The sequence below is a fragment of the Nocardia farcinica genome, from assembly GCF_001182745.1.
GTDB lineage: Bacteria > Actinomycetota > Actinomycetes > Mycobacteriales > Mycobacteriaceae > Nocardia > Nocardia farcinica.
In genome coordinates this window covers 2,749,693-2,772,515 of record NZ_LN868938.1, presented here as the reverse complement: position 1 = coordinate 2,772,515, position 22,823 = coordinate 2,749,693, and the positions used below count along the sequence as shown (strand labels likewise).

Annotated in this window: 21 protein-coding genes; 14 read left to right on the top strand and 7 right to left on the bottom strand. The window is 71.9% G+C overall.

Annotated elements, in window-relative coordinates; all coding sequences use genetic code 11:
- Nucleotides 1-843 (top strand): DegV family protein, encoded by an 843-nt coding sequence (locus AMO33_RS13335; protein WP_011207910.1) that lies wholly within the window; start codon nucleotides 1-3, stop codon nucleotides 841-843.
- Nucleotides 844-869: 26 nt separating this feature from the next.
- Here the strand turns inward: AMO33_RS13335 and thrS are convergent, their stop codons facing one another.
- Nucleotides 870-2,078 (bottom strand): threonine--tRNA ligase, encoded by a 1,209-nt coding sequence (gene thrS / locus AMO33_RS13330; protein WP_060592810.1) that lies wholly within the window; start codon nucleotides 2,076-2,078, stop codon nucleotides 870-872.
- 284 nt (nucleotides 2,079-2,362) lie between these two features.
- Here thrS and AMO33_RS32850 point away from each other — a divergent pair, with 284 nt between their 5' ends.
- Complete coding sequence (locus AMO33_RS32850) at nucleotides 2,363-3,775, top strand: ComEA family DNA-binding protein (RefSeq protein WP_082668658.1); 1,413 nt, start codon at nucleotides 2,363-2,365, stop codon at nucleotides 3,773-3,775.
- 889 nt (nucleotides 3,776-4,664) lie between these two features.
- Nucleotides 4,665-6,041 (top strand): ComEC/Rec2 family competence protein, encoded by a 1,377-nt coding sequence (locus AMO33_RS13320; protein WP_060592809.1) that lies wholly within the window; start codon nucleotides 4,665-4,667, stop codon nucleotides 6,039-6,041.
- Here AMO33_RS13320 and AMO33_RS13315 read toward each other — a convergent pair.
- Nucleotides 6,038-7,306: an RNA polymerase sigma factor gene (locus tag AMO33_RS13315; protein ID WP_060592808.1), complete on the bottom strand. Its 1,269-nt coding sequence runs from the start codon at nucleotides 7,304-7,306 to the stop codon at nucleotides 6,038-6,040. The two genes, AMO33_RS13320 and AMO33_RS13315, sit on opposite strands and share 4 nt — an antisense overlap.
- Nucleotides 7,303-7,677 (bottom strand): YciI family protein, encoded by a 375-nt coding sequence (locus AMO33_RS13310; RefSeq protein ID WP_060592807.1) that lies wholly within the window; start codon nucleotides 7,675-7,677, stop codon nucleotides 7,303-7,305. The genes AMO33_RS13315 and AMO33_RS13310 overlap by 4 nt, the downstream gene beginning before the upstream one ends.
- 159 nt (nucleotides 7,678-7,836) lie before the next feature.
- On the opposite strand from AMO33_RS13310, the gene holA reads away from it, so the two are divergent.
- Nucleotides 7,837-8,802 carry a DNA polymerase III subunit delta gene (holA, locus tag AMO33_RS13305; RefSeq protein WP_011207924.1) on the top strand — a complete coding sequence of 322 codons (966 nt, stop codon included), beginning with the start codon at nucleotides 7,837-7,839 and terminating at the stop codon, nucleotides 8,800-8,802.
- A 30-nt stretch (nucleotides 8,803-8,832) separates the two neighbouring features.
- Here holA and AMO33_RS13300 read toward each other — a convergent pair whose 3' ends face one another.
- Both AMO33_RS13300 and rpsT read right to left on the bottom strand, forming a co-directional pair.
- Nucleotides 8,833-9,075 carry a hypothetical protein gene (locus AMO33_RS13300; protein WP_041559938.1) on the bottom strand — a complete coding sequence of 81 codons (243 nt, stop codon included), beginning with the start codon at nucleotides 9,073-9,075 and terminating at the stop codon, nucleotides 8,833-8,835.
- A 176-nt stretch (nucleotides 9,076-9,251) separates the two neighbouring features.
- Nucleotides 9,252-9,512 carry a 30S ribosomal protein S20 gene (rpsT, locus tag AMO33_RS13295; RefSeq protein ID WP_011207926.1) on the bottom strand — a complete coding sequence of 87 codons (261 nt, stop codon included), beginning with the start codon at nucleotides 9,510-9,512 and terminating at the stop codon, nucleotides 9,252-9,254.
- Between the two features lie 275 nt (nucleotides 9,513-9,787).
- On the opposite strand from rpsT, the gene AMO33_RS13290 reads away from it, so the two are divergent.
- Entirely contained in the window at nucleotides 9,788-10,576 is a 789-nt protein-coding gene (locus tag AMO33_RS13290) for an aquaporin (RefSeq protein ID WP_041559939.1), read from the top strand.
- Nucleotides 10,577-10,634: 58 nt separating this feature from the next.
- Here the strand turns inward: AMO33_RS13290 and AMO33_RS13285 are convergent, their stop codons facing one another.
- Entirely contained in the window at nucleotides 10,635-11,192 is a 558-nt protein-coding gene (locus AMO33_RS13285; RefSeq protein ID WP_060592806.1) for a type II toxin-antitoxin system PemK/MazF family toxin, read from the bottom strand.
- A gap of 120 nt (nucleotides 11,193-11,312) precedes the next feature.
- Between AMO33_RS13285 and lepA the strand changes: the two genes are divergently transcribed.
- The 4 genes from lepA to AMO33_RS13265 all read left to right on the top strand — a co-directional run bounded on the left by lepA (nucleotide 11,313) and on the right by AMO33_RS13265 (nucleotide 17,295).
- A complete protein-coding gene (gene lepA, locus AMO33_RS13280) occupies nucleotides 11,313-13,163 on the top strand; it encodes a translation elongation factor 4 (protein WP_011207929.1) in 1,851 nt (616 codons plus the stop codon).
- Between the two features lie 148 nt (nucleotides 13,164-13,311).
- Nucleotides 13,312-14,694 carry a chromosomal replication initiator protein DnaA gene (locus tag AMO33_RS13275; RefSeq protein WP_060592805.1) on the top strand — a complete coding sequence of 461 codons (1,383 nt, stop codon included), beginning with the start codon at nucleotides 13,312-13,314 and terminating at the stop codon, nucleotides 14,692-14,694.
- On the top strand, nucleotides 14,613-15,437 hold the full coding sequence (locus AMO33_RS13270; protein ID WP_159033818.1) for a hypothetical protein: 825 nt from the start codon (nucleotides 14,613-14,615) through the stop codon (nucleotides 15,435-15,437). The genes AMO33_RS13275 and AMO33_RS13270 overlap by 82 nt, the downstream gene beginning before the upstream one ends.
- A gap of 67 nt (nucleotides 15,438-15,504) precedes the next feature.
- Complete coding sequence (locus AMO33_RS13265; RefSeq protein ID WP_060592803.1) at nucleotides 15,505-17,295, top strand: dynamin family protein; 1,791 nt, start codon at nucleotides 15,505-15,507, stop codon at nucleotides 17,293-17,295.
- A gap of 22 nt (nucleotides 17,296-17,317) precedes the next feature.
- Here AMO33_RS13265 and AMO33_RS13260 read toward each other — a convergent pair whose 3' ends face one another.
- Nucleotides 17,318-19,291: a glycoside hydrolase family 15 protein gene (locus AMO33_RS13260; RefSeq protein ID WP_060592802.1), complete on the bottom strand. Its 1,974-nt coding sequence runs from the start codon at nucleotides 19,289-19,291 to the stop codon at nucleotides 17,318-17,320.
- Nucleotides 19,292-19,373: 82 nt separating this feature from the next.
- On the opposite strand from AMO33_RS13260, the gene AMO33_RS13255 reads away from it, so the two are divergent.
- The 5 genes from AMO33_RS13255 to cysW all read left to right on the top strand — a co-directional run bounded on the left by AMO33_RS13255 (nucleotide 19,374) and on the right by cysW (nucleotide 22,804).
- A complete protein-coding gene (locus tag AMO33_RS13255; protein WP_060592801.1) occupies nucleotides 19,374-19,631 on the top strand; it encodes a hypothetical protein in 258 nt (85 codons plus the stop codon).
- Nucleotides 19,632-19,769: 138 nt separating this feature from the next.
- Nucleotides 19,770-19,859 carry an Ms4533A family Cys-rich leader peptide gene (locus AMO33_RS32845; protein WP_309546086.1) on the top strand — a complete coding sequence of 30 codons (90 nt, stop codon included), beginning with the start codon at nucleotides 19,770-19,772 and terminating at the stop codon, nucleotides 19,857-19,859.
- Nucleotides 19,860-20,023: 164 nt separating this feature from the next.
- Nucleotides 20,024-21,064 carry a sulfate ABC transporter substrate-binding protein gene (locus AMO33_RS13250; protein WP_060593470.1) on the top strand — a complete coding sequence of 347 codons (1,041 nt, stop codon included), beginning with the start codon at nucleotides 20,024-20,026 and terminating at the stop codon, nucleotides 21,062-21,064.
- 127 nt (nucleotides 21,065-21,191) lie between these two features.
- Complete coding sequence (cysT, locus tag AMO33_RS13245; RefSeq protein ID WP_041560753.1) at nucleotides 21,192-22,001, top strand: sulfate ABC transporter permease subunit CysT; 810 nt, start codon at nucleotides 21,192-21,194, stop codon at nucleotides 21,999-22,001.
- A complete protein-coding gene (gene cysW / locus AMO33_RS13240) occupies nucleotides 21,998-22,804 on the top strand; it encodes a sulfate ABC transporter permease subunit CysW (protein ID WP_011207936.1) in 807 nt (268 codons plus the stop codon). The genes cysT and cysW overlap by 4 nt, the downstream gene beginning before the upstream one ends.
- The last annotated feature ends 19 nt before the right edge of the window (nucleotides 22,805-22,823 follow it).

Genomic DNA, 22,823 nt, shown 5'->3' with positions numbered 1-22,823 from the left:
GTGGCCGTCGTGGTCGTCACCGATTCGTCGGCCGGCCTGCCCACCGCAACGGTGGACGAGCTCGGCATCGCCGTCGTCCCGCTGCACGTGCTGGTCGGTGACCGTGCGATCCGGGAGGGCGTGGAGCCGGTCGAGATCGACTACACCTCGGACACGGTCACCACCTCCGCCGCCTCACCCGGCGAGATGCGCGAGATCTACGAACAGGCGCTGCGGCGCAGCGGCGGCGACGGCGTGGTGGCCGTGCACGTCTCGCGGCAGCTCTCGGGCACCTGGGAGTCGGGCAGACAGGCGGTGCGAGACATGGACGCCGGTCGCCAGGTGCGGCTGGTGGATTCGCTCGGCGCGGGCCTGGCCACCGGTCTGCCTGCCCTGGCCGCGGCCCGCCGCGCGGCACGCGGCGGCACGCTCGACGAGGTCTACGACGCCGCCGTCACCGCCGCGACCCGGGCCAGGACCTTCATCCTGGTCAACCGCACCGAACAGTTGCGTCGCGGCGGCAGGTTGAGCACCGCCGCCTCCTTCTTCGGCAGCGAACTGGTCACCAAGCCGCTGCTGCAACTGGTCGAGGGCAAGCTGGAGCTGCGGGAGAAGGCGCGCACCCGGTCCAAGGCGTACGCGCGCCTGGTCGCCGCGGCGGTGGAGGCCGCGGGCGCGGACGGGGCGGCCGTCGCCGTCCAACACCTCGGTGCGGCGGAAGCGGCCGAGATCGTCGCCGGTCAGCTGCGAGAGCGGCTGCCGGAATTGAAAGAACTCGTCGTCGCCGAGTTCGGCCCCGTTCTCGCTGTGCATCTCGGCGTCGGCGCGCTGGGCGTGCTGGTGATACCGGGCGGCTGCGACTGAAACCGCCCGGTACTCGCCGGGATTCGTCAGAGCTCGGCGGCGTGCGCGCGCACCACCCGGTCCACCCGTGCCAGGAAGTCGGAAACCGGTAGTGGTGCGAGCTGCTCTCCGGAGCGCAACCGCACGGCGAGGGTCCCCGCCGCCACCTCTTTCGGCCCGACGACCACCTGGTACGGCACCTGCCGACCGGCTCGGATCCGTGCGCCGAGACTGCCCTGGTCGTGTCCCGCGAGTTCGGCTCGCACATCGGCCGCGCGCAGCACCCGCACCACGTCCTCGGCCGCGGCGTGCTGCTCGCCCGAGAGCGGCAGGACCACCACCTGGGTGGGCGCCAGCCACACCGGGAACGCCCCGCCGTGCACCTCGACCAGGTGGGCGACCGCGCGTTCCACACTGCCGATGATGCTGCGGTGCACCATGACCGGACGATGTTTCGCACCGTCGGCACCGATGTAGCACAGGTCGAACTGCTCGGGTTGATGGAAGTCGACCTGCACGGTGGACAGGGTGAATTCGCGGCCCGCGCTGTCGAGGAACTGCACGTCGATCTTGGGTCCGTAGAACGCCGCTTCGTCGTCGGCGGGCTCGTAGTCGATCCCGGCCGCCCGCAACGCCTCGACGAGCACCCCGGTCGCGCGCTCCCACATCGCCGGATTCGGGACGTATTTCCCGCCCGGCCCGGGCAGCGACAGCCGGAACCGGTGCGGCGCGATGCCGAGGGCGGCGTGTGCGCGGGCGATCATCGCCAGCGCCGCGTGCACCTCGGCACCCACCTGGTCCTCGGTGCAGAAAATGTGCGCGTCGTTGAGGTGGATGGCCCGGACCCGGCTCAGCCCGCCCAGCACCCCGGACAGCTCGGCACGGTACATCACGCCCAGTTCGGCCATCCGCAACGGCAATTCGCGATAGCTGTGTGATCGCGACCGGTAGATCAGCGCGTGGTGCGGGCACAGACTGGGGCGCAGCACCACCTGCTCGCCGCCGACGTCCATCGGCGGATACATGTCCTCGCGGTAGTGCGCCCAGTGCCCGGATATCTCGTAGAGCTCCCGCTTGCCGAGTACCGGTGAGTGCACGTGGCGATAGCCGGCGCGGTGTTCCGCGGTGCGGATGTACTCTTCGAGCGCGTGCCGCAGTGCGCCGCCGGACGGCAGCCAGTACGGCAGTCCCGAGCCGATGAGTGGATCGCTGTCGAACAGGTCGAGCTCGCGACCGAGCTTGCGATGGTCGTACATGGGTCTCCTCGCGTCGACGGACGAGTGACCACAGCGAAAGGCCCCGGGCACTCGCCCGGGGCCTTGTCGTCAGAACATCAGTCAGCGCGCCGGGACGAATTCCGGCGTGGTCGTCACGTGGGCGTGCTGCATGCGAACGACGGTAGCAGAGCCGAGGGCGGTACGGGAGGGCGGTGCGAGCCACCCCGGGGTGGTTGTGCACAGCCCGCGATTGGTCCACAGGGGCGCTGTTCTCGCTGGTCGGTGCGCCTGCCCGGCGTGCGCCGCGGCCTAGCGTCGCCGCCATGCCACGACACGACGAACGCGAGCGGATCCGGCGGCGGCTGGGGGTGTTGACCGAGCGGGTGGGTGCGAGCCGAGCGGCGGCCATTCCGCCCGGACGTCCCGCGGTGGTCGCGCACACCGGTCATCGATCTCCGGCGCCCACACCACACCGCAGCGGTCGGCCCGTCCGCTCGCGGGCCGCCGCGCCTGCGCGATGGGATCGAGACGACCTGCCGGACAACGACCTCGAGCCTGATGCCGAGGTGCCCGTGGCCGGAGCCTTCGACGAGGACGAGGCGCGGCCGGGCCTCATCGATACCGCGCTACGGCGGTTCGACACCGGCGACGCGCGGAGCGGCGACGGATGGATCGGCGACGGGCGGAGCGGCGACGGACGGGTCGGCGACGGGCGGATCGGCGACGGGCGGAGCGGCGACGGGCGCGGGAGCGTCGCGGAGGCGGGGTCGGCGCTCGACCTCGGCGACGACACCGGCCCGCCGGATCCCGACGGGCACGGCGCTCCGGCGCGCCCCGAGGTTCGCACGTCCACCGCGCGGGCGAGTTCGGCCGCACGGCGCGACGCGGCGTGGGGTGCCGCGCAGGCACCGGCGGACATCGCCGCCGACGAGTTCGCCGAGGTCGACGAACCGGAGTGGCTCCGGGAACCGCAGGCCCCCGAACCGTGGACGCGGCGGCTCGTGCCCGAGCGCTTCCGCGGCGCCCGGGTCGACCCCGGCCGGCGCGGCGCTGTCACCCTGGTTCTCGTCGGGGTGCTGGCGGTCTTGGTCACCGCGTTCGTGCTGACCCGCGCGCAGCCGGTCACCCACCCGGTGCCGCCGCTGGCCTCCGTGCGCACCACCACGGCACCTCCCGGCGTGCCGGTGTCCGGAGCGGCCCGCACGCAGGCGGCCGCGCCGGGCAGCGTGCCGGTGCCCGAAACCCCGCCGGCGACAGGCGAACTCGTCGTCAGCGTGGTCGGGCTGGTACATCATGGTGGTCTGGTCCGGTTGCCCGCGGGCGCACGGGTGGCCGACGCACTCGCGGCGGCGGGCGGGCCGCGCGACGGCGCGGACCTGACCGGTCTCAACCTCGCCCAGCGGGTCCAGGACGGCGACCAGATCCTCGTCGGCGCTGCGGCGCCGACCGGTGACGGTCCCCGGCCCGGCAGCGCCACCATCAGCGCGGGCGGCGCGGGAGGTGCGGCGGGTGCCACCGCGGGAGCTCCGGTACCCGGGACGGCGGGCAAGATCGACCTGAACACGGCCACCGAAGCGCAACTCGACGCACTGCCCGGCGTCGGTCCCGTCACCGCGCGCGCGATCCTCGCCTGGCGCACCGCGAACGGCCGCTTCACCGCCGTCGACCAACTCGCCGAGGTCGACGGCATCGGCCCGGCCCGCCTCGCCCGCCTCCGCGAGCTGGTGACGGTATGAGGGGGTCGCGCGCGCTGCCGGCTCGAGCGGCGGTGCGGCCCTCCGGTGGTACCGGCCCCGGCACCGGGGCGGCCTCCCGGACGGGCCGCCGAGACCGGGAAATCGACGGTGGCCGTGGCCGATCCGGGCGCGGGTGGCGCGCGGTCCGCTCCCGGCCAAGCGGAATGATCGCCGCCCTGATGGCCCGAGCGCAGGTGATCCGGTCGCGGGCCGAGGGGACCCGGGTGGGGGATGCGTCGGCGGACACCGGCGAGCGGGGGACCGCCCGAGACCTCTTGGATGTCCGATTGCTGCCCACCGCGCTCGCGTGCTGGCTGGCGACGATCGCGGCGGTGCGCGGTGGCTGGCTGGTCGGGGTCGCCGTCGCGGTCGTGTGCGCCGCGACCGGAGCGGCCGCGTGGATCGGCGCAGTCCACCGGCCCGGCCCTCGTCCGGCGCGGCCGACACCGGGCGCCGCGCGAGGACCGGGCCGCAGGTTCTCGACGCCGCCGGACGGACGCAGCCGCACTGCCATTCGCCGCGGGACCGGCACCGCGGCGGCCGGCGGACCGCCGGTGTGGACGGGCGGCGCGGTGGGCCGCGAGCTGAATGGTCGTGCGGTGGGCGGCGGTGTGGCGGGTGGTGGTGTGTCGGGCGACCGCGTGGTCGGTGGTCGTGTGGTGGGCGGTGGTGTGCTGGGCGGTGGTGTGCTGGGCGGTGGTGTGTCGGGCGACCGCGTAGTGGGTGGTCGTGTGGTGGGCGGCGGTGTGGTGGGGCGCGGTGACGTGGGTGGTCGTGTGATGGCCGCCAGGGTGGCGGGCGACCGTGTGGGGGCGGTCGGGCGGTGGTTGGCGGTGCGGAGCCGGGGGCGGCCGGATCGGGCAGGGCGGGTGGTCGGCGCGGCTGGGCGATGGTGTTGGTGGCGGCGCTGGGGCTGGCCGCCGGGTTCGCGCTGGCGGCGGCGTGGCGCGAGCACCGGGCGGGGGCGCATCCGCTGCGGCAGTTGGGGGAGAAGGCGTGGGTGGAGGTGCTGGTGACGCCGGAGGACGATCCCCGGCCGGTGCGGACCGGCGCGGGCGCGGGGCGATCGCGCTGGGTGGTGCGGGCGGAGTTGCGCGAGTTCCGGCGCGGGGATGCCGTGGTGCGCGGCGGCGGGGCGGTGGTGGTGCTGGCGAGTGGTCCGGCGTGGGCGGAGGTGGTGCCGGGACAGGCGACGGCCTTTCGCGCGCGGGTGCAGGCACCGCGGAGCAGAGACCTGACGGTGGCGGTGCTGATCGCGGACGGGCCGCCGGTGCCGGTGGGGGCGTTGCCGTGGTGGCAGCGGGCGGCGAGTGCGGTGCGGGCCGGTCTGGCCGGGGCGGCGGGGCGGGCGCTGCCGCCGGACGCCGCCGGGCTGCTGCCCGCGTTGGTGCTCGGCGACACCTCGCGGCTGCCGGATCCGGTACGGTCGCACTTCGAAGTCGCGGGGCTGCAACACCTCTGCGTGGTCAGCGGGGCGAATTTCACAATCGTGCTCACGGTGGTGCTCGGTGCGGCGCGGCGGCTCGGCCTGAGTCCGCGGTCCGCGGTGGCGGTCGCGGCGGCGGCGTTGGTGATGTTCGTGGTGGTGGCACGGCCGGATCCGAGCGTGCTGCGCGCGGCGGCGATGGGGGTGGTCACGCTGGCGGCGGTGACGACCGGGCGGCGCAAGCAGGCGCTGCCCGCGCTGTGCGCCGCGGTGATCGGGCTGCTGCTGTACCGGCCGGAATTGGCGGTGAGTGCGGGGTTCGCGCTGTCGGTCCTGGCGACCGGCGCGCTGATCCTGCTCGCGCCCAGCTGGGCAGACTGGTTGCGGGAGCGGGGGTGGTGGCAGCTCCCGGCCGAGATCGTCGCCGTCTCGGCGGCCGCGTTCACCGTCACCGTGCCACTCCTGGTGGCATTGACCGGCCGGGTCAGTCTTGTCGCGGTCGCGGCGAACGTGCTGGTGGCTCCGGTGATCGCGCCGGTGACGATCATCGGGGCGGCCGCGGCCGCGGTCGCCTGGTTCTGGTCGCCGCTCGCGGAAGTGGTACTGCACCTGGCGATCCCGCCGTTGTGGTGGCTGCTCACCGTCGCCGGGCGCGCCGCCGCGTGGCCGGGCGCGGTGCTGTCGGTGCCCGGTGGGGCGGCAGGCGGGTTCGTCGCGGCCGCGGTGGTGGTCGCGATCGTCGCGGCGTTGCGGTACCGGGAACCGCGCCGGATCGTGACGGTGGTGGCGGTGGCCGCCCTGTCGACGCTGTTCCTGGTCCGGCTGCTGAGCCCCGGTTAGCGCCGCGGCGATCCACGGACCGCCGCTCCGCGCGCCCGAAGGAACTCCCGTACCGCCGGGTCGTCGGTCAGCGTGGCCGCCGTGTCGTACGCGGCGGCGGCTTCGGCGAACCGTCCGGCGCGGGCGAGGAGATCCGCGCGGGTGGCGTGGTAGGGCTGGAACCGCTCCCGCTCGGGCGGCAGGCGGTCGAGTAGGCACAGCCCGTCCTCGGCGGAGTCGGTGCGGCCGAGCACCGCGGCGTGCGCGGTGCGGCTGCCGAGAGTGGGGGCGACGGCGACCAGGGCGGTGTAGAGGGTGCGCAGTGCCTGCCAATCGGTGTCGCCGGTGGTGAGCCGGGCGCAGTGCACGGCGTGGATGGCCGCCTCGAGCTGGAAACGGCCCGGCGCCGAGCCCGGCCGCTCGGCCCGGCGGAGGTAGTCCTCGCCCTCGATGATCAGCCGCGGATCCCAGTCGGCGGGGTCCTGCGCGTCGAGCGGCCGGAAGACGGTGTCGGCCGGGCTGTTCCGCGCCGCGACCAGGGTGGTCAGGGCGGCCAGAGCCCACGCCTCCGGTTCGTCGGCGAGCAGGGTGGCCAGCGTGACCGCGAGGTAGCGGGCCTCACCCGCGAGCGACCGGGTGCCCTCGCGCCAGGTCAGGGCGTGGCACCCGTAGATCGCCTCCAGTACGGGCGGCAACCGCTCGGCCAACGCGCCCCACCCCGGCACCACGAACGGGATCCGGGCATCGCGGATGCGGCGTTTGGCCCGCACCAGCCGCTGCTGCATCGCCGCCGGTGACACCGCGAACGCCCGGGCCACCTGGGACGAGTCGAAGCCGAGCACGGTCTGCAGCATCAGCGGCGTGCGGGCCTCGGCGGCGACGGCGGGGTGGGCGCACACGAACAGCAGCGCCAGCCGCCGGTCCGGAATGGCATCGGCGTCGAGGTCGTCGAGCAGCGCGACGCCCTCGACGGGTGGGTCTTCGGTGTCGAGCGGCACGCTGCGCCGGTACCCCGCTGACTTCCACACGTCGCGCTGACGGTTGCGCGCCACCGTCAGCAACCAGCCCTCCGGGTTGGCCGGCACACCCCGGCGGGGCCAGGTGCGAAGCGCCTGCTCGAAGGCCTCCGCCAGGGTGTCCTCGGCGAGCGTCAGGTCGCCGCAACCGGCGGCCAGCACCGCGACCAGCACAACCAGGTCGCGGTCGCGCGCACCCGCACGATGCCGCCCGTAGGACGTGCGCGCGGTGTGCTCGGCCACCGCCGCGGCGGTGTCCGCGCCGGTCACGACGGCACCCAGACCCCGTCCTCGGTGTGCACCGCGCCCGGACGGATCTCGACGCAGCCCCAGCCGAGCGGCGGTGCCTGACGGGCGAGGTCCAGGGCGGCGTCGAAGTCGGGGACGTCGATGATCATCACCCCGCCGAGCTGTTCCTTGGTGTCGGCGTACGGGCCGTCCTGGATGCGCAGCCGCCCGTCGACGAGTCGCAGTGTGGTCGACCGGTCGGAGGGCTGCAACACCTGGCCGGATACGAGGACACCGGCCTGTTCCAGCGTCGCGGCATAGGCGGCGAACTGCTGCCTGCCGGACGCCATCGCCTCGGCGCCGAGCGACTCCTCGGTCTCCTCGGGGTAGTGGAACAACAGCATGTATCGCATGATTCGATCCTCACAGAGTGGCGGGCCGCGCGGACCCGGTCGCGGGTGATGGGTGGCGACGCGGTCGCGCCGCCGACACCTCCATGACGAGGACGCCCCCGCGCGACCGACACCGCGGCCGATCGGGTGCTGTCGGTCGCGGACCGTAGGATCGGCCGGGTGAGCGAACGGCCTGCGGCGGTGCACCTGGTCCTCGGCGAGGAAGAGTTGTTGATCGAGCGCGCGGTCGCCGCGATCGTGGGGGACGTACGCGCGGTCGCACCCGACCCCGAGGCGGTGCCGGTGGACCGGTTGCGGGCCGGTGACGCGAGCACCGCCGAGCTGGCCGAGTTGCTGAGCCCCTCGCTGTTCGCCGAGGACCGGGTGATCGTGCTGGAGTCGGCGGCGGAGGCGGGCAAGGACGCGGTGGGCGTGATCACCACGGCCGCGGCCGACCCGCCCGAGGGCGTGGTGCTGGTGGTGCTGCATTCCGGCGGTGGCCGGGCCAAGGCGATGGCGCCCGCGCTGCAGAAGGCCGGGGCGGTGGTGCACAACTGCGCCAAGCTCACCAAGGCCGCCGAGCGGGTGGAGTTCGTGCGTGCCGAGTTCCGGGCCGCCGGGGTGCGGGTCTCCGGCGAGGTCGTGCAGACCGTGCTCGAGGCGGTGGGCTCCGACCTGCGTGAACTGGCCGCGGCCTGTTCCCAGCTGGTGGCCGACACCGGCGGCAAGGTCGACGTGGCGGCGGTGCGCCGCTACTACTCGGGCCGGGCGGAGGTGACCGGTTTCGAGGTCGCCGAGCTGGCGGTGGCCGGTGACCGCGGTGCGGCGGTGGAGGCGTTGCGCTGGGCGATCGATCGCGGTGTGCCGCATGTGCTGTTGGCCGACGCGCTGGCGGACTCGGTGCACACCATCGCCCGGGTCGGTTCGGCGGGCCGCGGCGATCCGTTCAAGCTCGCCCAGCAGCTCGGCATGCCGCCGTGGAAGGTGAAGAAGGCGCAGGCCCAGGCCAGGGGCTGGACACCGGCCACCATCGGCTCCGCGCTCCAGGTGGTGGCGACGCTGAACGCCGACGTCAAGGGTGGTGCGGCCGACTCGGGCTTCGCGCTCGAACTCGCGCTCGGCCGGATCCTGGACCTGCACGGCTGAACCCCTCGGCCGGAGCCGAGGGGACGAAACTCATTCGGCCGAGTCGAGCGAGAACTCCTCGTCGTCGGGCTCCTCGAAACGGCCCTCCCACTCGTCGTACACGGGCACCTCGTCCTCGCGGGTGACGATCCATTCGGGCGCGTAGCCGCCGTCGTCGTCGGGAACCATGACGTTCTCGATCTTCAGGCCGATCCCTAGTACCTCGGCCGCCCGGATCACATCCGGCAGATCCTCGGCTCTGACCACAGTCTGATTCGCGTACACGGTTACCATGCGCGGAATGGTAGCCCCCGCGGCCGACATCGCCGCGACCCTTCGGTGAACTCCCGCGCGCCTGACGCGCACCGCGGCGAGGTCACGGCGGCGGGCACGACAAAAGCCGCCGTGGTCGTCGAGGCCGCGGCGGCTGCGTCAGAGGATGACGTGGTCCCGGCGAGGGGACCGGCGCATCAGAGCTTGTTGAAGGCCAGCGCGAGCGCGGACTTCTTGTTGGCGGCCTGGTTCGGGTGGATGACACCCTTCGAGGCGGCCTTGTCCAGCTTGCGGCTGGCGAACTGCAGGCGCTCGGCGGCCTTGTCCTTGTCGCCCGCCTCGGCCGCTTCCCGGAAGCTGCGGATCGCGGTGCGCAGCGCGGACTTGACCGACTGGTTGCGCTTGCGCGCCGCCTCGTTGGTGCGGATCCGCTTCATCTGGGACTTGATGTTGGCCACGCCTGTTCCTCGTGTTCCTGTCGCTGAGTGGATGTGCTGGAGAAGTCTCGCGCCGGCGACACACCCGGAAACACCGGGTAACGCCATGCCGAAGGTCGAGAGTACCAGCCGGGGCGCGGCACGCGAAATCGATCCGGCGCCGGATCATTGTCCCGGGCCCTCGTCTGGCGTAGTTTCCAGGCAGGACCGTTCGATCTTGAACAGCCCCGGCTTCACAGCAGTACCTCGTCTGGACAGCAGTAGCAACGGCTCGAGATGGCGGAAGGTGTGTCTGTATGTCTCCCACGGCTCAGGAAGTGGTCGAGGAAATCGCCGAGGACCGGCGGATTCCCGATGGTAAGAAGTGGGCCGCCGAGGCCCTCGGTACGTTCGTGCTGGTGATGGGTGGCGTCGGCACCGCGGTGCTGGCCGGTGAGCGGGTCGGGGCGCTGGGTGTGGCGCTGGCCTTCGGTCTCACGCTGATGTTCCTGGTCTATTCGATCGGCCCGATCTCCGGCTGCCACGTCAACCCGGCGGTCACCCTCGGCCAGTTGATCCTGGGCCGGGTGTCGGCGGTGAATGCCGTCGGCTACGTCGTGGCCCAGCTGATCGGCGCGTTCCTGTCCGGTCTCGTGCTGTTCGCGATCGCCAAGAACCTGCCCAGCTACGACCGCAGGACCGACGGCCTCGGCGCCAACGGCTGGGGCGAGCACAGCCCCTCGGCCAAGACCGGGCCGTTGGGCGAGGTCGTGGTGCAGAACGGCTACGGGTTCGCGGCGATGATCATCGTCGAGGTGATGCTCACCGCGATCCTGATCTTCGTGGTGCTCGCCTCCACCGACCAGATCTCGGATGTGCCGTTGGCCGGCCTGTCCATCGGTGTCACCCTGGCGGTGCTGCACCTGATCTCGATCCCGGTCGACAACACCTCGGTCAATCCGGCCCGCAGCCTGGGCGTCGCGTTCTATCAGGAGGGCGCGGCCGGGCAGGTCTGGGCGTTCGTGGTGTTCCCGCTGATCGGCGGTGTTCTCGGCGCGCTGGTCTACGGTCTGCTGTTCGGCCGCCGCCGCGAGATGGTGAGCTGACCCCGGACGACACCGCAGCCCGGGGCGGTGGCCGCGACGGCCGCCGCCCCGGTGCAGGTCAGCTCCAGTTGTATTCCACCACCAGCCGGTGCGCGACCAGGTCGAAGGTCTTGCGGGCGAGCACCGCCCCCTCGCGCCGGATACCCGCCTCGGGCACGTCGAGCACGCGGTCCAGGCGCACCCAGCTCGGCCTGCCCTGGTGATCCCAGCTACCGCTACCGATCGACAGCCAGTTGCGATCGTGGGCCCGCTCGGGATTCGACGACAGCATCAGCCCGAGCAGGGTCCGCTTGTCCCGGCCGACCACCAGCACCGGGCGATCCTTACCGTTGCGCGGATCCTCCTCGTAGGGCACCCAGGTCCACACGATCTCGCCCGGATCGGCCCGCCCGTCCAGGTGCGGTGAGTAGACGATCCGGCGGGCCCGCTGCTCGGTCGGCACCGGTACCGAGGCGGCCGGGCGCACGGGCACGCCGGGGGAGCGGCGCTGGCGCTGCGCGAGACCGCCGACCAGCTTCTCCACCAGCTTCGGCCCGTGCTGTTTGGCGATCCGCGGACCCTGCTCCTTCGCGATCAGGCTCAACTGCTTGCCCAGAGCGTTCCAATTACGCGCCATCCCTGGAGAATAACGGCGCGCGGGCGCGTGAGCCGAGCCCCGGCGGGACCGGTGGGCAGTCACGCCGCGCGCACATGGGACGATGGACGGCAGTTTGCCGATACCCAGCTGAGGAGTGGAGTGCCCGCCAGCTTCGCCGACACGACGTTCACCGATCCGTCGCGGATCAGGAACTTCTGCATCATCGCTCACATCGACCACGGCAAGTCGACGCTGGCCGACCGGATGCTGCAGCTCACCGGTGTGGTCGAGGAGCGGGCGATGCGCGCCCAGTACCTGGACCGGATGGACATCGAGCGCGAACGCGGCATCACGATCAAGGCGCAGAACGTGCGCCTGCCGTGGCGCGTGGACGACACCGACTACGTCATGCACCTCATCGACACGCCGGGCCACGTCGACTTCACCTACGAGGTCTCCCGTGCGCTCGAGGCCTGCGAGGGCGCGATCCTGCTGGTGGACGCCGCCCAGGGCATCGAGGCCCAGACCCTGGCCAACCTGTATCTGGCCCTGGACAAGGACCTCACCATCATCCCGGTGCTGAACAAGATCGATCTGCCCGCGGCCGATCCCGACCGCTATGCCGCCGAGCTCGCCCACATCGTGGGCTGTGAGCCCTCGGACGTGCTGCGGGTCTCGGGCAAGACCGGTGTCGGCGTGCCGGAACTGCTCGACGAGGTGATCCGCCAGGTGCCGCCGCCGGTCGGGGATGCCGACGCACCGGCGCGGGCGATGATCTTCGACTCGGTCTACGACACCTACCGTGGTGTGGTCACCTACGTGCGCGTGGTGGACGGCAAGCTGACCCCGCGCGAGAAGATCAAGATGATGTCGACCGGCGCCACCCACGAGCTGCTCGAGATCGGCATCGTCTCGCCGGAACCCAAGCCCACCGACGGGCTCGGCGTGGGCGAGGTCGGCTACCTGATCACCGGCGTGAAGGACGTGCGCCAGTCCAAGGTCGGCGACACCGTGACCGCCGCGCGCAACGGCGCGGCCGAGCCGCTCACCGGCTACCGCGAGCCGCGGCCGATGGTGTACTCGGGGCTGTACCCGGTGGACGGGTCGGACTACCCGGACCTGCGCGACGCGCTGGAGAAGCTGCAACTCAACGACGCCGCGCTGAGCTACACCCCGGAGACCTCGGTGGCGCTCGGCTTCGGCTTCCGCTGCGGCTTCCTCGGCCTGCTGCACATGGAGATCACCCGGGAGCGGTTGCAGCGCGAGTTCGACCTCGACCTGATCTCCACCGCCCCCAACGTCGTGTACCGGGTGGAGATGGAGGACGGCACCGAGCACGTGGTGACCAACCCGTCGTACTGGCCGGAAGGCAAGGTGCGCAAGGTGTTCGAGCCGGTCGTCAAGTGCACCATCATCTCCCCGAGCGAGTTCATCGGGTCGATCATGGAGCTGTGCCAATCCCGTCGCGGCGAACTCGGCGGCATGGACTACCTGTCGGAGACCCGGGTCGAGCTGCGCTATACGCTGCCGATGGCCGAGATCATCTTCGACTTCTTCGATTCGCTGAAATCGCGTACCCGCGGCTACGCCAGCCTCGACTACGAGGAGTCGGGCGAGCAGGAATCGCAGCTGGTGAAGGTCGACATCCTGTTGCAGGGCGAGGCGGTCGACGCGTTCTCGGCGATCGTGCACAAGGACGCCGCGCAGGCCTACGGCCACAAGATGACCACCAAGCTGCGCGAGCTGATTCCCCGTCAGCAGTTCGAGGTGCCGATCCAGGCGGCCATCGGGTCGAAGATCATCGCCCGCGAGAACATCCGGGCCATCCGCAAGGACGTGCTCGCCAAGTGCTACGGCGGTGACATCAGCCGCAAGCGCAAGCTGCTCGAGAAGCAGAAGGAAGGCAAGAAGCGGATGAAGACCATCGGGCGGGTGGACGTCCCGCAGGAGGCCTTCGTCGCGGCACTGTCCTCGGATGCCCAGGCGGACAAGCCGAAAGACAAGAAATAGCAGACGCGCACATGTGTTGCTCGTCACACCGGGGGCTCCTGCTCACAGCGAGGATGTGACAGCCGGGTCGGGCGCAAATATCGTTATGTGATCTTCACTCGGTCGGGCGGGGTGAGGATGGCTGGAGACCCCGAGACGTGGAGCTTGTATGACGCGCGACCTGCCTTTCGACGACGACACCGAGGTGACCGAGCCCGGGGGTGACACCGCCTACAAGGTGGCCTCGGGGGTGGCCCGGGTCGCGCGCGCGGGCGCCTACGTCACCGGTGGGGCCCTGGTCGCCTCGCACGGCGGCGGAATGCCCACCGAGCCGGGCGAGCAGCGGCTGGACAGCTGGAACGCCGGATGGGCGCACAACAGCGATCCCGACCCCGACGTGCCGAGCCCGGTGGTCACCTTCCCGGACCCCGAGCCCACGTTCGAGCCCTACACCCCCGGCACGCCCGGCGGTCCGGCGCCGGTCGCCCAGCACACACCCGGTACGCCCGCGCCGGGTTTCGGCATCACCGTGGGCGCGCCACCGGCGGCGGAGCGGTCGGACAGCTCCGGCTACGGCGAGTACCCCGAATACCACGAGTACTGGCGGCATTCCGGCACCGACGCGGGCTACGGCATCGACCCGGGCTACGGCGGCGGCGCCCCGGAGGGGTCGGCACCCACCGACGGCGGCGGCGAAAACCCCTTCGTGCGACCGGAATTCGGCCCCGGCGCCGACGACCCGTCGGACTGGTGGCAGCAGCCCGGCGGATTCGGGCTACCCGGGCACGGACTCGGCCAGGCCGGACCGGGTTTCGGCATGCCGGGCGCCGGCGGATTCCTGCCGCCCGGCTCGAATCCGTTGCTGTCCAAGGTGCCGGTCGCGGAGGAAACCGACGGCGCGACCGATGCCGCCTCGGGTGCGGTGCGGCTCGGTGCCGACACGAGCCCGGCCACCCCGACCAACCCCTACACCGGGTCGGACGTGTACTCCGGTTTCGACGGCGTCGGCGAGGGATTCGGCGTCTACCTCGAGACCGACGCCTACGCCCAGGTGTGGGCGAAGTTCGATGTGGACCTCGAGATGGGCCCCAAGGGCGTCTACCTCACCACCGACCTGCGGGTCGAGGCCTCCGCCGGGCTGACGGTCAAGGCCGCCGCAGGCACCGACGTCGGTGCCCAGATCGACAACTTCTCGCAGTGGCTGGACAGCTCGCGGCCCGGCGGCGGCAGGCTGAACGAACAGCAGCACGGCGCGGGCCAGGCCGGCGGGGCGCCCGGTGCCGCGAGCCCGCTCGGCGCCGCCGCTCCCGCCCCGGTGCACGCGCCCGCGGCGCCGATCGCGCCGGCGGTGGCCGCGACGCCGATCGCGCCGGTCGCCCCCGTCGCGGTCGCTCCGGTCGGCCCCGTCGCCCCGGCGCCCGCCCCGCGGCGCCCGCCGCCGCGGCCGCCGCGCCGGTGGTGGCCACGCCGTTGCAGACCACGATTCAGCCCGAAGCCGCCACCCGCCCCATCGCCGACGTGTTCGGCGGCGGGAGCGGCCCGTCTCCGCTGACGGTGCCCGCCGCGGACGTGCCCGCGTTGCTGGACCTGCCGGGCAGGCACCACACCCCCGCGCCCACCACGCCGGAACCGGGCACGCCGCGCCCCACCGACGTCGTGCCCGGCACCACCGCGCCGAGCGTGCCCACCCTCACGCCCGCGGTGCCGACGCCGAGCCTGCCGCTGCCCACCCCGGGCACGACCCTGCCGACGGACGTGGTGACCACGCCGTCGCTGCCGGACACCGACATCGTCACCAAGACCCCCGTCGCCACGGTGACCCAGGTGCCCACCCCCGACGACGACATCACCACCCCGGGCACCGGCACCGGTGGCGGCACCTCCGGTGGCGGTACGGCGCCCACCACGCCGTCGGCGCCGTCGGTGTCCGTTCCGCAACCCACGGTGAGCGCTCCCGGCGCGCCGACGGCGAGCCTGCCCGCGCAGACACCGCCCACCCAGAGCGTGCCGACCCTCGACGTGCCCACCGGGGCCACCGTGCCGCCCACGGTGGACGTGCCGACGCTGCCGAGCGCCGCCGTGCCGACTCCGGTCGCGCCGGTGAAGCCGCCGGTGCCGCTGGATCCCAAGCCGAAGCCGATCAGCGACGACGGTGGCAGCCTGTACCACTACGCGGCGTACACCGCCCCGGCCGACCATGCGACACTGGCGCACGGCCTCGGCACGGGCCTGTGGTCCGACAGCGGTGTCGCCGACGTGCACCCGACCGCCGGACCGGACGCGGTCCTGTTCTAGCCGAGCAGCTCGCGACGACAGGAGCGTGCTCATCGAACGACGCGACATGCAGCAGTAAGGAGGAGGCTTGTCTGCCGCAGCCGGGCTGGAGTCCGCGACGGTGAAACATCCCGACGCCATGGCGCCGCTCATCCGGATGCTCGACGAACTGCGGGAGATGGCCGGATCCGCGGGCCGCGACGACCTGGGCGGCCGACTGGGCATGGTGCGCGCCAGGATCAGCGATCCGCGGGTGCGTCTCGTCGTCGTCGGCGACCCGAAGAACGGCATGAGCACCCTGGTGAACAGCCTCGTCGGCGCGCAGGTCAGCGCGACCGACGCCGAGCGCAGCGCACCGGTGATCGTCGAATACGGTCCGGAGCCCACCGCCACGCTGGTGAAGGCGGCCGGGCCGGGCCGCACCGAGCGGCAGCCGGTGGACCGGCTGAGTTCGCGCCCGGCGCTCACCGCCGCCGACGTGGTCCGCGCCGAGTTCACCGAGCCCAGCGCGCTGCTCGCCGACGGCATCGTCCTGATGGACGCGCCCGGCGGCGGCGACGAACGGGTGACCTGGTCGATGATCGCCGCCGCCGACGCGGTGCTGTACGTGACCGAGGCGTCCTCGGAACTGTCCCCCGCGCAACTGGATTACCTGCAGCGGGTGCAGCAGTTCTGTCCCACCGTGATCTGCGTGCTGAACAAGATCGACCTGTATCCACAGTGGTCGCATGTGCAGCAGCGGGACCGGGATCTGCTGGACGCGGCGGGTCTCGGTTTCGCCGTCGCCCCGGTGTCGGCGCGCATGCATCGCCCCGGCGCCGACCCGCATCGCGACATCGAATCCGGGGTGCCGCAGCTGATCGACCACCTGCGCGATCAGGTCATCGCGCGCGCCGACGCCGTCGCCCGCGACGCCGCGCTGCGCGACATCCTGCTCAGCGCCGACAATCTGGCGGTCACCCTGTACTCCGAGGCCGAAGCGCTGCGCGATCCGCGCCGCCGCGGCGAGATCACCCAGCAGCTGATGGTGGCCCGCGACGAGGCCGACCAGCTGCGCCAGCGCACCGCCAACTGGCAGATCGTGCTGGCCGACGGCGCGGCCGAGCTCATGGCCGACATCGAGCACGATCTGCGGCACCGGCTGCGCAGGCTCACCCGCGACGCCGAGGCCGAGATCGCCAGGACCGATCCGGCCCGCGGCTGGAAGGAGTTCGGCGCCGACCTCGACGCGCGAATCTGCGAGGCCGTCGAGGAGAACTTCGTGATGGCGCACTACCGCTCGGTGGAGCTGTGCGAACAGGTGGCCGCGAAGTTCCCCTCCGGCCCGCGCACGCCGCCGCTGCCCGACCTGCGGCTGACCGATCCGGGCGAGGTGCTCGAGCACGTGGCTCCGCTGGAGTCGCTGGACAGCGCCACCCCCGGGGTCACCCAGCAGGTGCTGTCGGGTCTACGCGGCTCCTACGGCGGCATCCTGATGGTCGGTCTGGCCACCAGCCTGCTCGGGATGTCGCTGGTGAACTGGTATTCCGCGGGCGCCGGTGTGCTGCTGGGCGTCAACGCGATCTGGGACGACCGCAAGAACCGCAAGCTGCGCCGCCGCGCCGAGGCCAAGGTCGCGGTCGCGCGGCTGATGGACGATGTGGTGTTCCAGGTGGGCAAGGAGTCACGGAACCGGTTGCGGGCCATGCAACGGTCGTTGCGCGACCACTTCACCGACATCGCCACCGACGCGCTGCGCGCCGCCGACGAGGCGCTGCGGGCCGCCGAGGAGGCCTACGGCCGCTACGGCGACCGGCGCGAGGACCGCCTCGCCGAGCTGGACGCGCAGCTGGGCAAGCTGCGCGCGGTGCGCGACCGGGCAGCCGACCTGGCCGCCTGAGCCGAACCGGGCGGCCCGAGCCTCAGTTCGGGTGATGGGCGGGGGAGTGCGCCGGGCGGAATCCGCCCGCGTCCTGCTCGTTCTCCGCGCGGATCACGTGCGTGACGGCGTTGATCAGCGCCAGGTGGGTGAACGCCTGCGGGAAGTTGCCCAGGTGCCGCCCACTGCGCGGGTCGATCTCCTCGGCGTAGAGCCGCAGCGGGCTGGCGAAGCCGAGCAGGCGCTCGCACAGGTGCCTGGCCCGGCGCACCTCGCCGATCTCCACCAGGGCCGACACCAGCCAGAACGAGCAGATCGTGAAAGCGCCCTCCGCGCCGGTCAATCCGTCGTCGGTGGTCTCGGTGCGGTAGCGCAGCACCAGGCCGTTCTCGGTGAGCCGGTCGGCGATGGCCAGGACGGTCGCGCGTACCCGGTGGTCGTCGGGCGGCAGGAACCGCACCAGCACCACCAGCAGCAGCGAGGCGTCGAGGGTGTCGCCGCCGTAGGTCTGGGTGAACACGCCCTCCTCGTTCACCCCGTGCACGAGTACGTCGGTGCGGATCTCCTCGGCGATCTCGGCCCACTGCGTGGCGCGTTCGAGCTGGCCGTGTAGTTCGGCCAGCTTGGCGCCGCGGTCGAGCGCCACCCAGCACATCACCTTGGAGGAGGTGAAATGCTGTGGCTCGCCGCGCACTTCCCAGATGCCGCGGTCGGGCTCGCGCCAGTGTGCGATGGCGGCGTCGACCTGTCGTTCCAGCAGCGGCCACAGCGCTTCGGGCACCTGCTGCCGGGATTTCACGTGCAGGTACACCGCGTCGAGCATGGTGCCCCAGATGTCGTGCTGCTCCTGGTTGTAGGCGCCGTTGCCGATGCGCACCGGCTGCGCGCCGTCGTAGCCGGCCAGGTGCGGCAGTTCGCGCTCGGTGAGTTCGCGTTCGCCGCCGATGCCGTAGAGCACCTGCAGCGGCACGGGTTCGCCGTTCGGCCCGGTGGTGGCGTCGTTGAGGAAGGCGAAGAAGTCGTCGGCCTCGCGGTCCAGCCCCAGCGTGTACAGGCCCCACAGCGCGAAGCTGGCATCGCGTACCCAGGTGTAGCGGTAGTCCCAATTGCGTTGCCCGCCGGGCTGTTCGGGCAGCGAGGTGGTGGCCGCCGCCAGCAGCGCGCCGGTCGGCGCGTAGGTGAGGCCCTTGAGGGTCAGCGCACTGCGCTGCAGGTAGCTGCGCCAGGGGTGATCGGGGAACTTGCCCAGGGTGATCCACTGCCGCCAGCACTCGATCGTGCGGTGCATCCTGTGGGCGGCTTCCTCGAAGGTCTTCGGCGCGGGCAGCTCCGACCAGGTAAGGGCGACGAAGATCTCGTCGCCCTCGCGCATCCGGGTGCGGGCGCGGGCCTCCCTGCCCTCCAGGCCGAGCCGCAGATCGGTGGTGAGCACGAGGGTCGGCCCGGCGGCGGGATCGTCGGCGCGCACGGCGGTGGCCTCTTCGTAGACCTTGCCGGTGTACTCCCAGCGCGCGCCCGCCAGGTGGTAGTCGAAGCTGGGCTGGCAACTCATCTCCAGCTCGACGGTGCCGTTGACGCATTTCACGGTGCGCAGCAGCATGTGTTCGGCATCCCAGTCCATCGGGGTGCGCCGGTGCGTGCGGCTGCGCTGGTCGTTGTTGTGCCAGGGGCCGAGCACCAGCGCGTCGCGCACGATCAGCCAACCGGTCTCGGTCTGCCAGGTGGTCTCCAGGATCATGCCGCCGGGCAGATACCGGCGGGCGGCGGGGACGTTGCGGCCGTAGGGGCCGATCCGGAAGTGGCCCGCGCTGCGGTCGAGCATCGCGCCGAAGACGCTGGGGGAGTCCGGCCGCGGCAGGCACATCCATTCCACCGAGCCGTTGGCGGCGATCAGGCAGTTGGTCTCGCAGTCGGACAGGAAGGCGTAGTCGTCGATGGGCGGATACGCGGCCCGATGACGATAGCCGCTCGGCGTGCTCGATGCGGTCGGGTCGTGCGATTCGTGGGGCGACGCCATACTTCATCATCCGTGCCCGGCGGCGCGATCGTCCACCGCACGCCGTGCGCGCCCGGCGCGCGGCGACCAGTAGGCTGGCGGTGTGGATCGCATCGCTGGCTGGTGGGACGGGTTCGAGCTGTGGGTGGCGGGATTGCCGTTCATCCCGCAGTTCCTGGTCGTCCTGGTGGGCATGGTGCCGGTGAGCTTCGCCATCGCCTACCTGCTCGATCGCGGGCTGCGCGCGTGCCTGCGCCTGCTCGGCCGCGACCGACGCCCGGCGCCGCCCGCCGCGCTGGTGGCCGGCGCGCCGCCCGCCGAGACCGTGCGCCGCGAGCCCGTGCAGAGCGGAGCCCGCTGATGCCGCGCTCCCGAGTCCAACTCGCCCTGCTCGCCCTGCTCGTGCTCGTCGTGGTGGCCTGGTTCTTCACCCGCTGATGTCGTGAGCGGTGAGTTTCTCGATTCGAGAAGCCACGGGCGGCTCTGCTAAAGTCTGCCCGTGTCTTCGAGTGCCGTCCCGCAGGTCCGCCATGAATTGGCGTTGATCGCTGTCGGCAATCTCGCGGTCGCAGACATTCTCTGTCGCTGATCGGCGTCCGGGCACGTCCGCGCCTCCCGCCTTGTAGACCGGCGCGCGCCCCTCGCAGACGTGACCCGTAACCCCGGCGGCCTTCGGGCCGAAGTCGCGCCACCGCCGTGTGCGGTTCGGTCTACGACGATCAGCAGCTCTGTCAGCACCGAAAGGTCACCCCGATGTCTCGCACAACCTGGCTCGCCCCGCGCCGACGCTTCGCCGCCGCCGCCCTCACCACGGTCGCCGCGGTCGTCCTCACCGCGTGCGGTGGTGGCGCCAGCGATGTCGCCGGTGGCGGCGGCGCCGACGGCAGTGGCGGCAGCCTCAACCTCTACGCCTACGCCGTGCCCAAGCCGGGCTACGACAAGGTGATCCCGGCGTTCAACCAGACCGAGGCCGGCGAGGGCGTGCAGATCCAGCAGTCCTACGGTGCCTCGGGCGATCAGTCCCGCAAGGTCAAGGACGGCGCCCAGGCCGATGTGGTGAACTTCTCGGTCGAACCCGACATCACCCGCCTGGTCGACGCGGGCCTGGTCGACGCGAACTGGAACGCCGACGCCAACAAGGGCATCCCGTTCGGTTCGGTGGTGGCCATCGTGGTCCGCAAGGACAACCCCAAGAACATCCGCGACTGGGACGACCTGCTGCGCCCGGACGTCGAGGTGGTCACCCCCAACCCGTTCAGCTCCGGCTCGGCCAAGTGGAATCTGCTCGCCCCCTACGCCGCCAAGTCCGACGGCGGCAAGAACCCGCAGGCGGGCCTGGACTACCTGACCCAGCTGCTCACGCACGTGAAGGTGCAGCCCAAGTCCGGCCGCGAAGCCACCGAGACGTTCCTGCAGGGCACCGGTGACGTGTTGCTGAGCTACGAGAACGAGGCGATCTTCGCCGAGCGCAACGGCGACCCGATCGAGCACATCGTGCCCGCGCAGACCTTCAAGATCGAGAACCCGGTGGCGGTGCTGAAGAACAGCCAGAACCCGGAGAAGGCCGTGGCGTTCCGCGACTTCCTCTACACCCCCGCGGGCCAGAAGGCGTGGGCCGAGGCCGGTTTCCGGCCGGTGGACCCGGCGGTCGCCGCGGAGTTCACCGCCGACTTCCCGACCCCGGAGAAGCTGTGGACCATCGCCGACCTCGGCGGCTGGAAGCAGGTGGACTCGCAGCTGTTCGCGCCGGAGACCGGCAGCATCGCGGTGATCTACGACAACGCCACCAAGTAAAACGCCACCAAGTAGCCGGATCGATACGGGAAACTCGAGCACTGTGAGTGACAGCAGTAGCGCCGGTACCGAGGTGGGCACGCCCGCCCTCGGTACCGGCGTCACCAGAAAACCGACGCGCTCGCCGCTGGCGTGGCTGCGGGTCACCGGGTCGGTGGGCCCGCTCGGCATCGCCACCGCGGTGCTGTGGCTGAGCATCATCGTGCTGCTGCCACTGGCCGCGCTCACCGTCACCTCCTTCGAGGACGGCTGGGGCGGCTTCTGGGACGCGGTCACCGCCCCCGCGGCGCTGGACTCGTTGCGCATCACCGTGCTCGTCTCGGTGGTGGTCGCGCTGATCAACGTGGTGATGGGCACGTTGATCGCCTGGGTGCTGGTCCGCGACGAGTTCCCCGGCAAGGGCGTGGTCAACGCCCTCATCGATCTGCCCTTCGCGCTGCCGACCATCGTGGCCAGCATCGTGTTGCTCTCGCTCTACGGCCCGCAGAGCCCCATCGACATCCACCTCAACGCCACCCAGCCGGGCCTGGTGGTGGCGCTGGCGTTCGTCACGCTGCCGTTCGTGGTGCGCTCGGTGCAGCCGGTGCTCATCGAGGCCGACCGCGAGGTGGAACAGGCCGCGCTCTCGCTGGGCGCGGACAACTGGACCACCTTCCGCCGGATCGTGCTGCCCGCGCTCACCCCGGCCGTCATCAGCGGCGGCGGCCTGGCCTTCGCCCGCGCCATCGGCGAGTACGGATCGGTGGTGCTGATCGGCGGCGCGATCCCCCGCAAGACCGAGATGGCCTCGCAGTACATCCAGAAGCAGATCGAGATCGATCGGCCGATCAACGCCGCCGCGGTCTCGGTCGCGCTGCTGGCGATCGCGTTCGTGACGCTGCTGGTGCTGCGGCTGCTCGCCGACCGCGCCGCGCGCAAGGAGCAGGCGAGCCGATGAGACTGTCACCGTTGACCCGCCTGTCGCTGCGGACGGTGGCCCTGGGCTACCTGTTCGTGCTGCTGGTGCTGCCGCTGATCGTCATCCTGTGGCGCACGTTCGAAAACGGCATCGGCGCCTTCGTCGACTCCATCACCACTCCGGCCGCCATCTCGGCCTTCCAGCTGTCGCTGCTCATCGTCGCGATCGTGGTGCCGGTGAACGTGGTGTTCGGTGTGATCACCGCCCTGGCGCTGGTGCGCGGCCGGTTCCCGGGCCGCACCCTGGTGCAGGGCATCGTCGACCTGCCGTTCGCGGTGTCGCCGGTGGTCGTCGGTGTGGCGCTGATTCTGCTGTGGGGTGCGGGCGGCTGGCTGGGCGGCGTCGAGAACCTGGGTTTCAAGGTCATCTTCAGCCTGCCCGGCATGGTCATCGCGACCATCTTCGTCACGCTGCCGTTCGTGGTGCGCGAGGTCGAGCCGGTGCTGCACGAGATCGGCGACGACCAGGAGCAGGCCGCCGCGACCCTCGGCGCCTCGCGCTGGCAGACCTTCTGGCGGATCACCCTGCCCGCCATCCGCTGGGGGCTGACCTACGGCATCGTGCTCACCGTCGCGCGCTCGCTCGGCGAGTTCGGCGCGGTGATCATGGTGTCCTCGGCGCTGCCCGGCAAGTCCCAGACGCTCACGCTGCTGGTGCACGGCCGCTACATCAACGACCACAACACCTTCGGCGCGTACTGCGCCGCCACCCTGCTGATGGGCATAGCCCTGGTGACCCTGCTGCTGATGACCGTTCTCGAGCGCAAGCGGGACGCCACATGATCACCCCGCCCACCGGAAC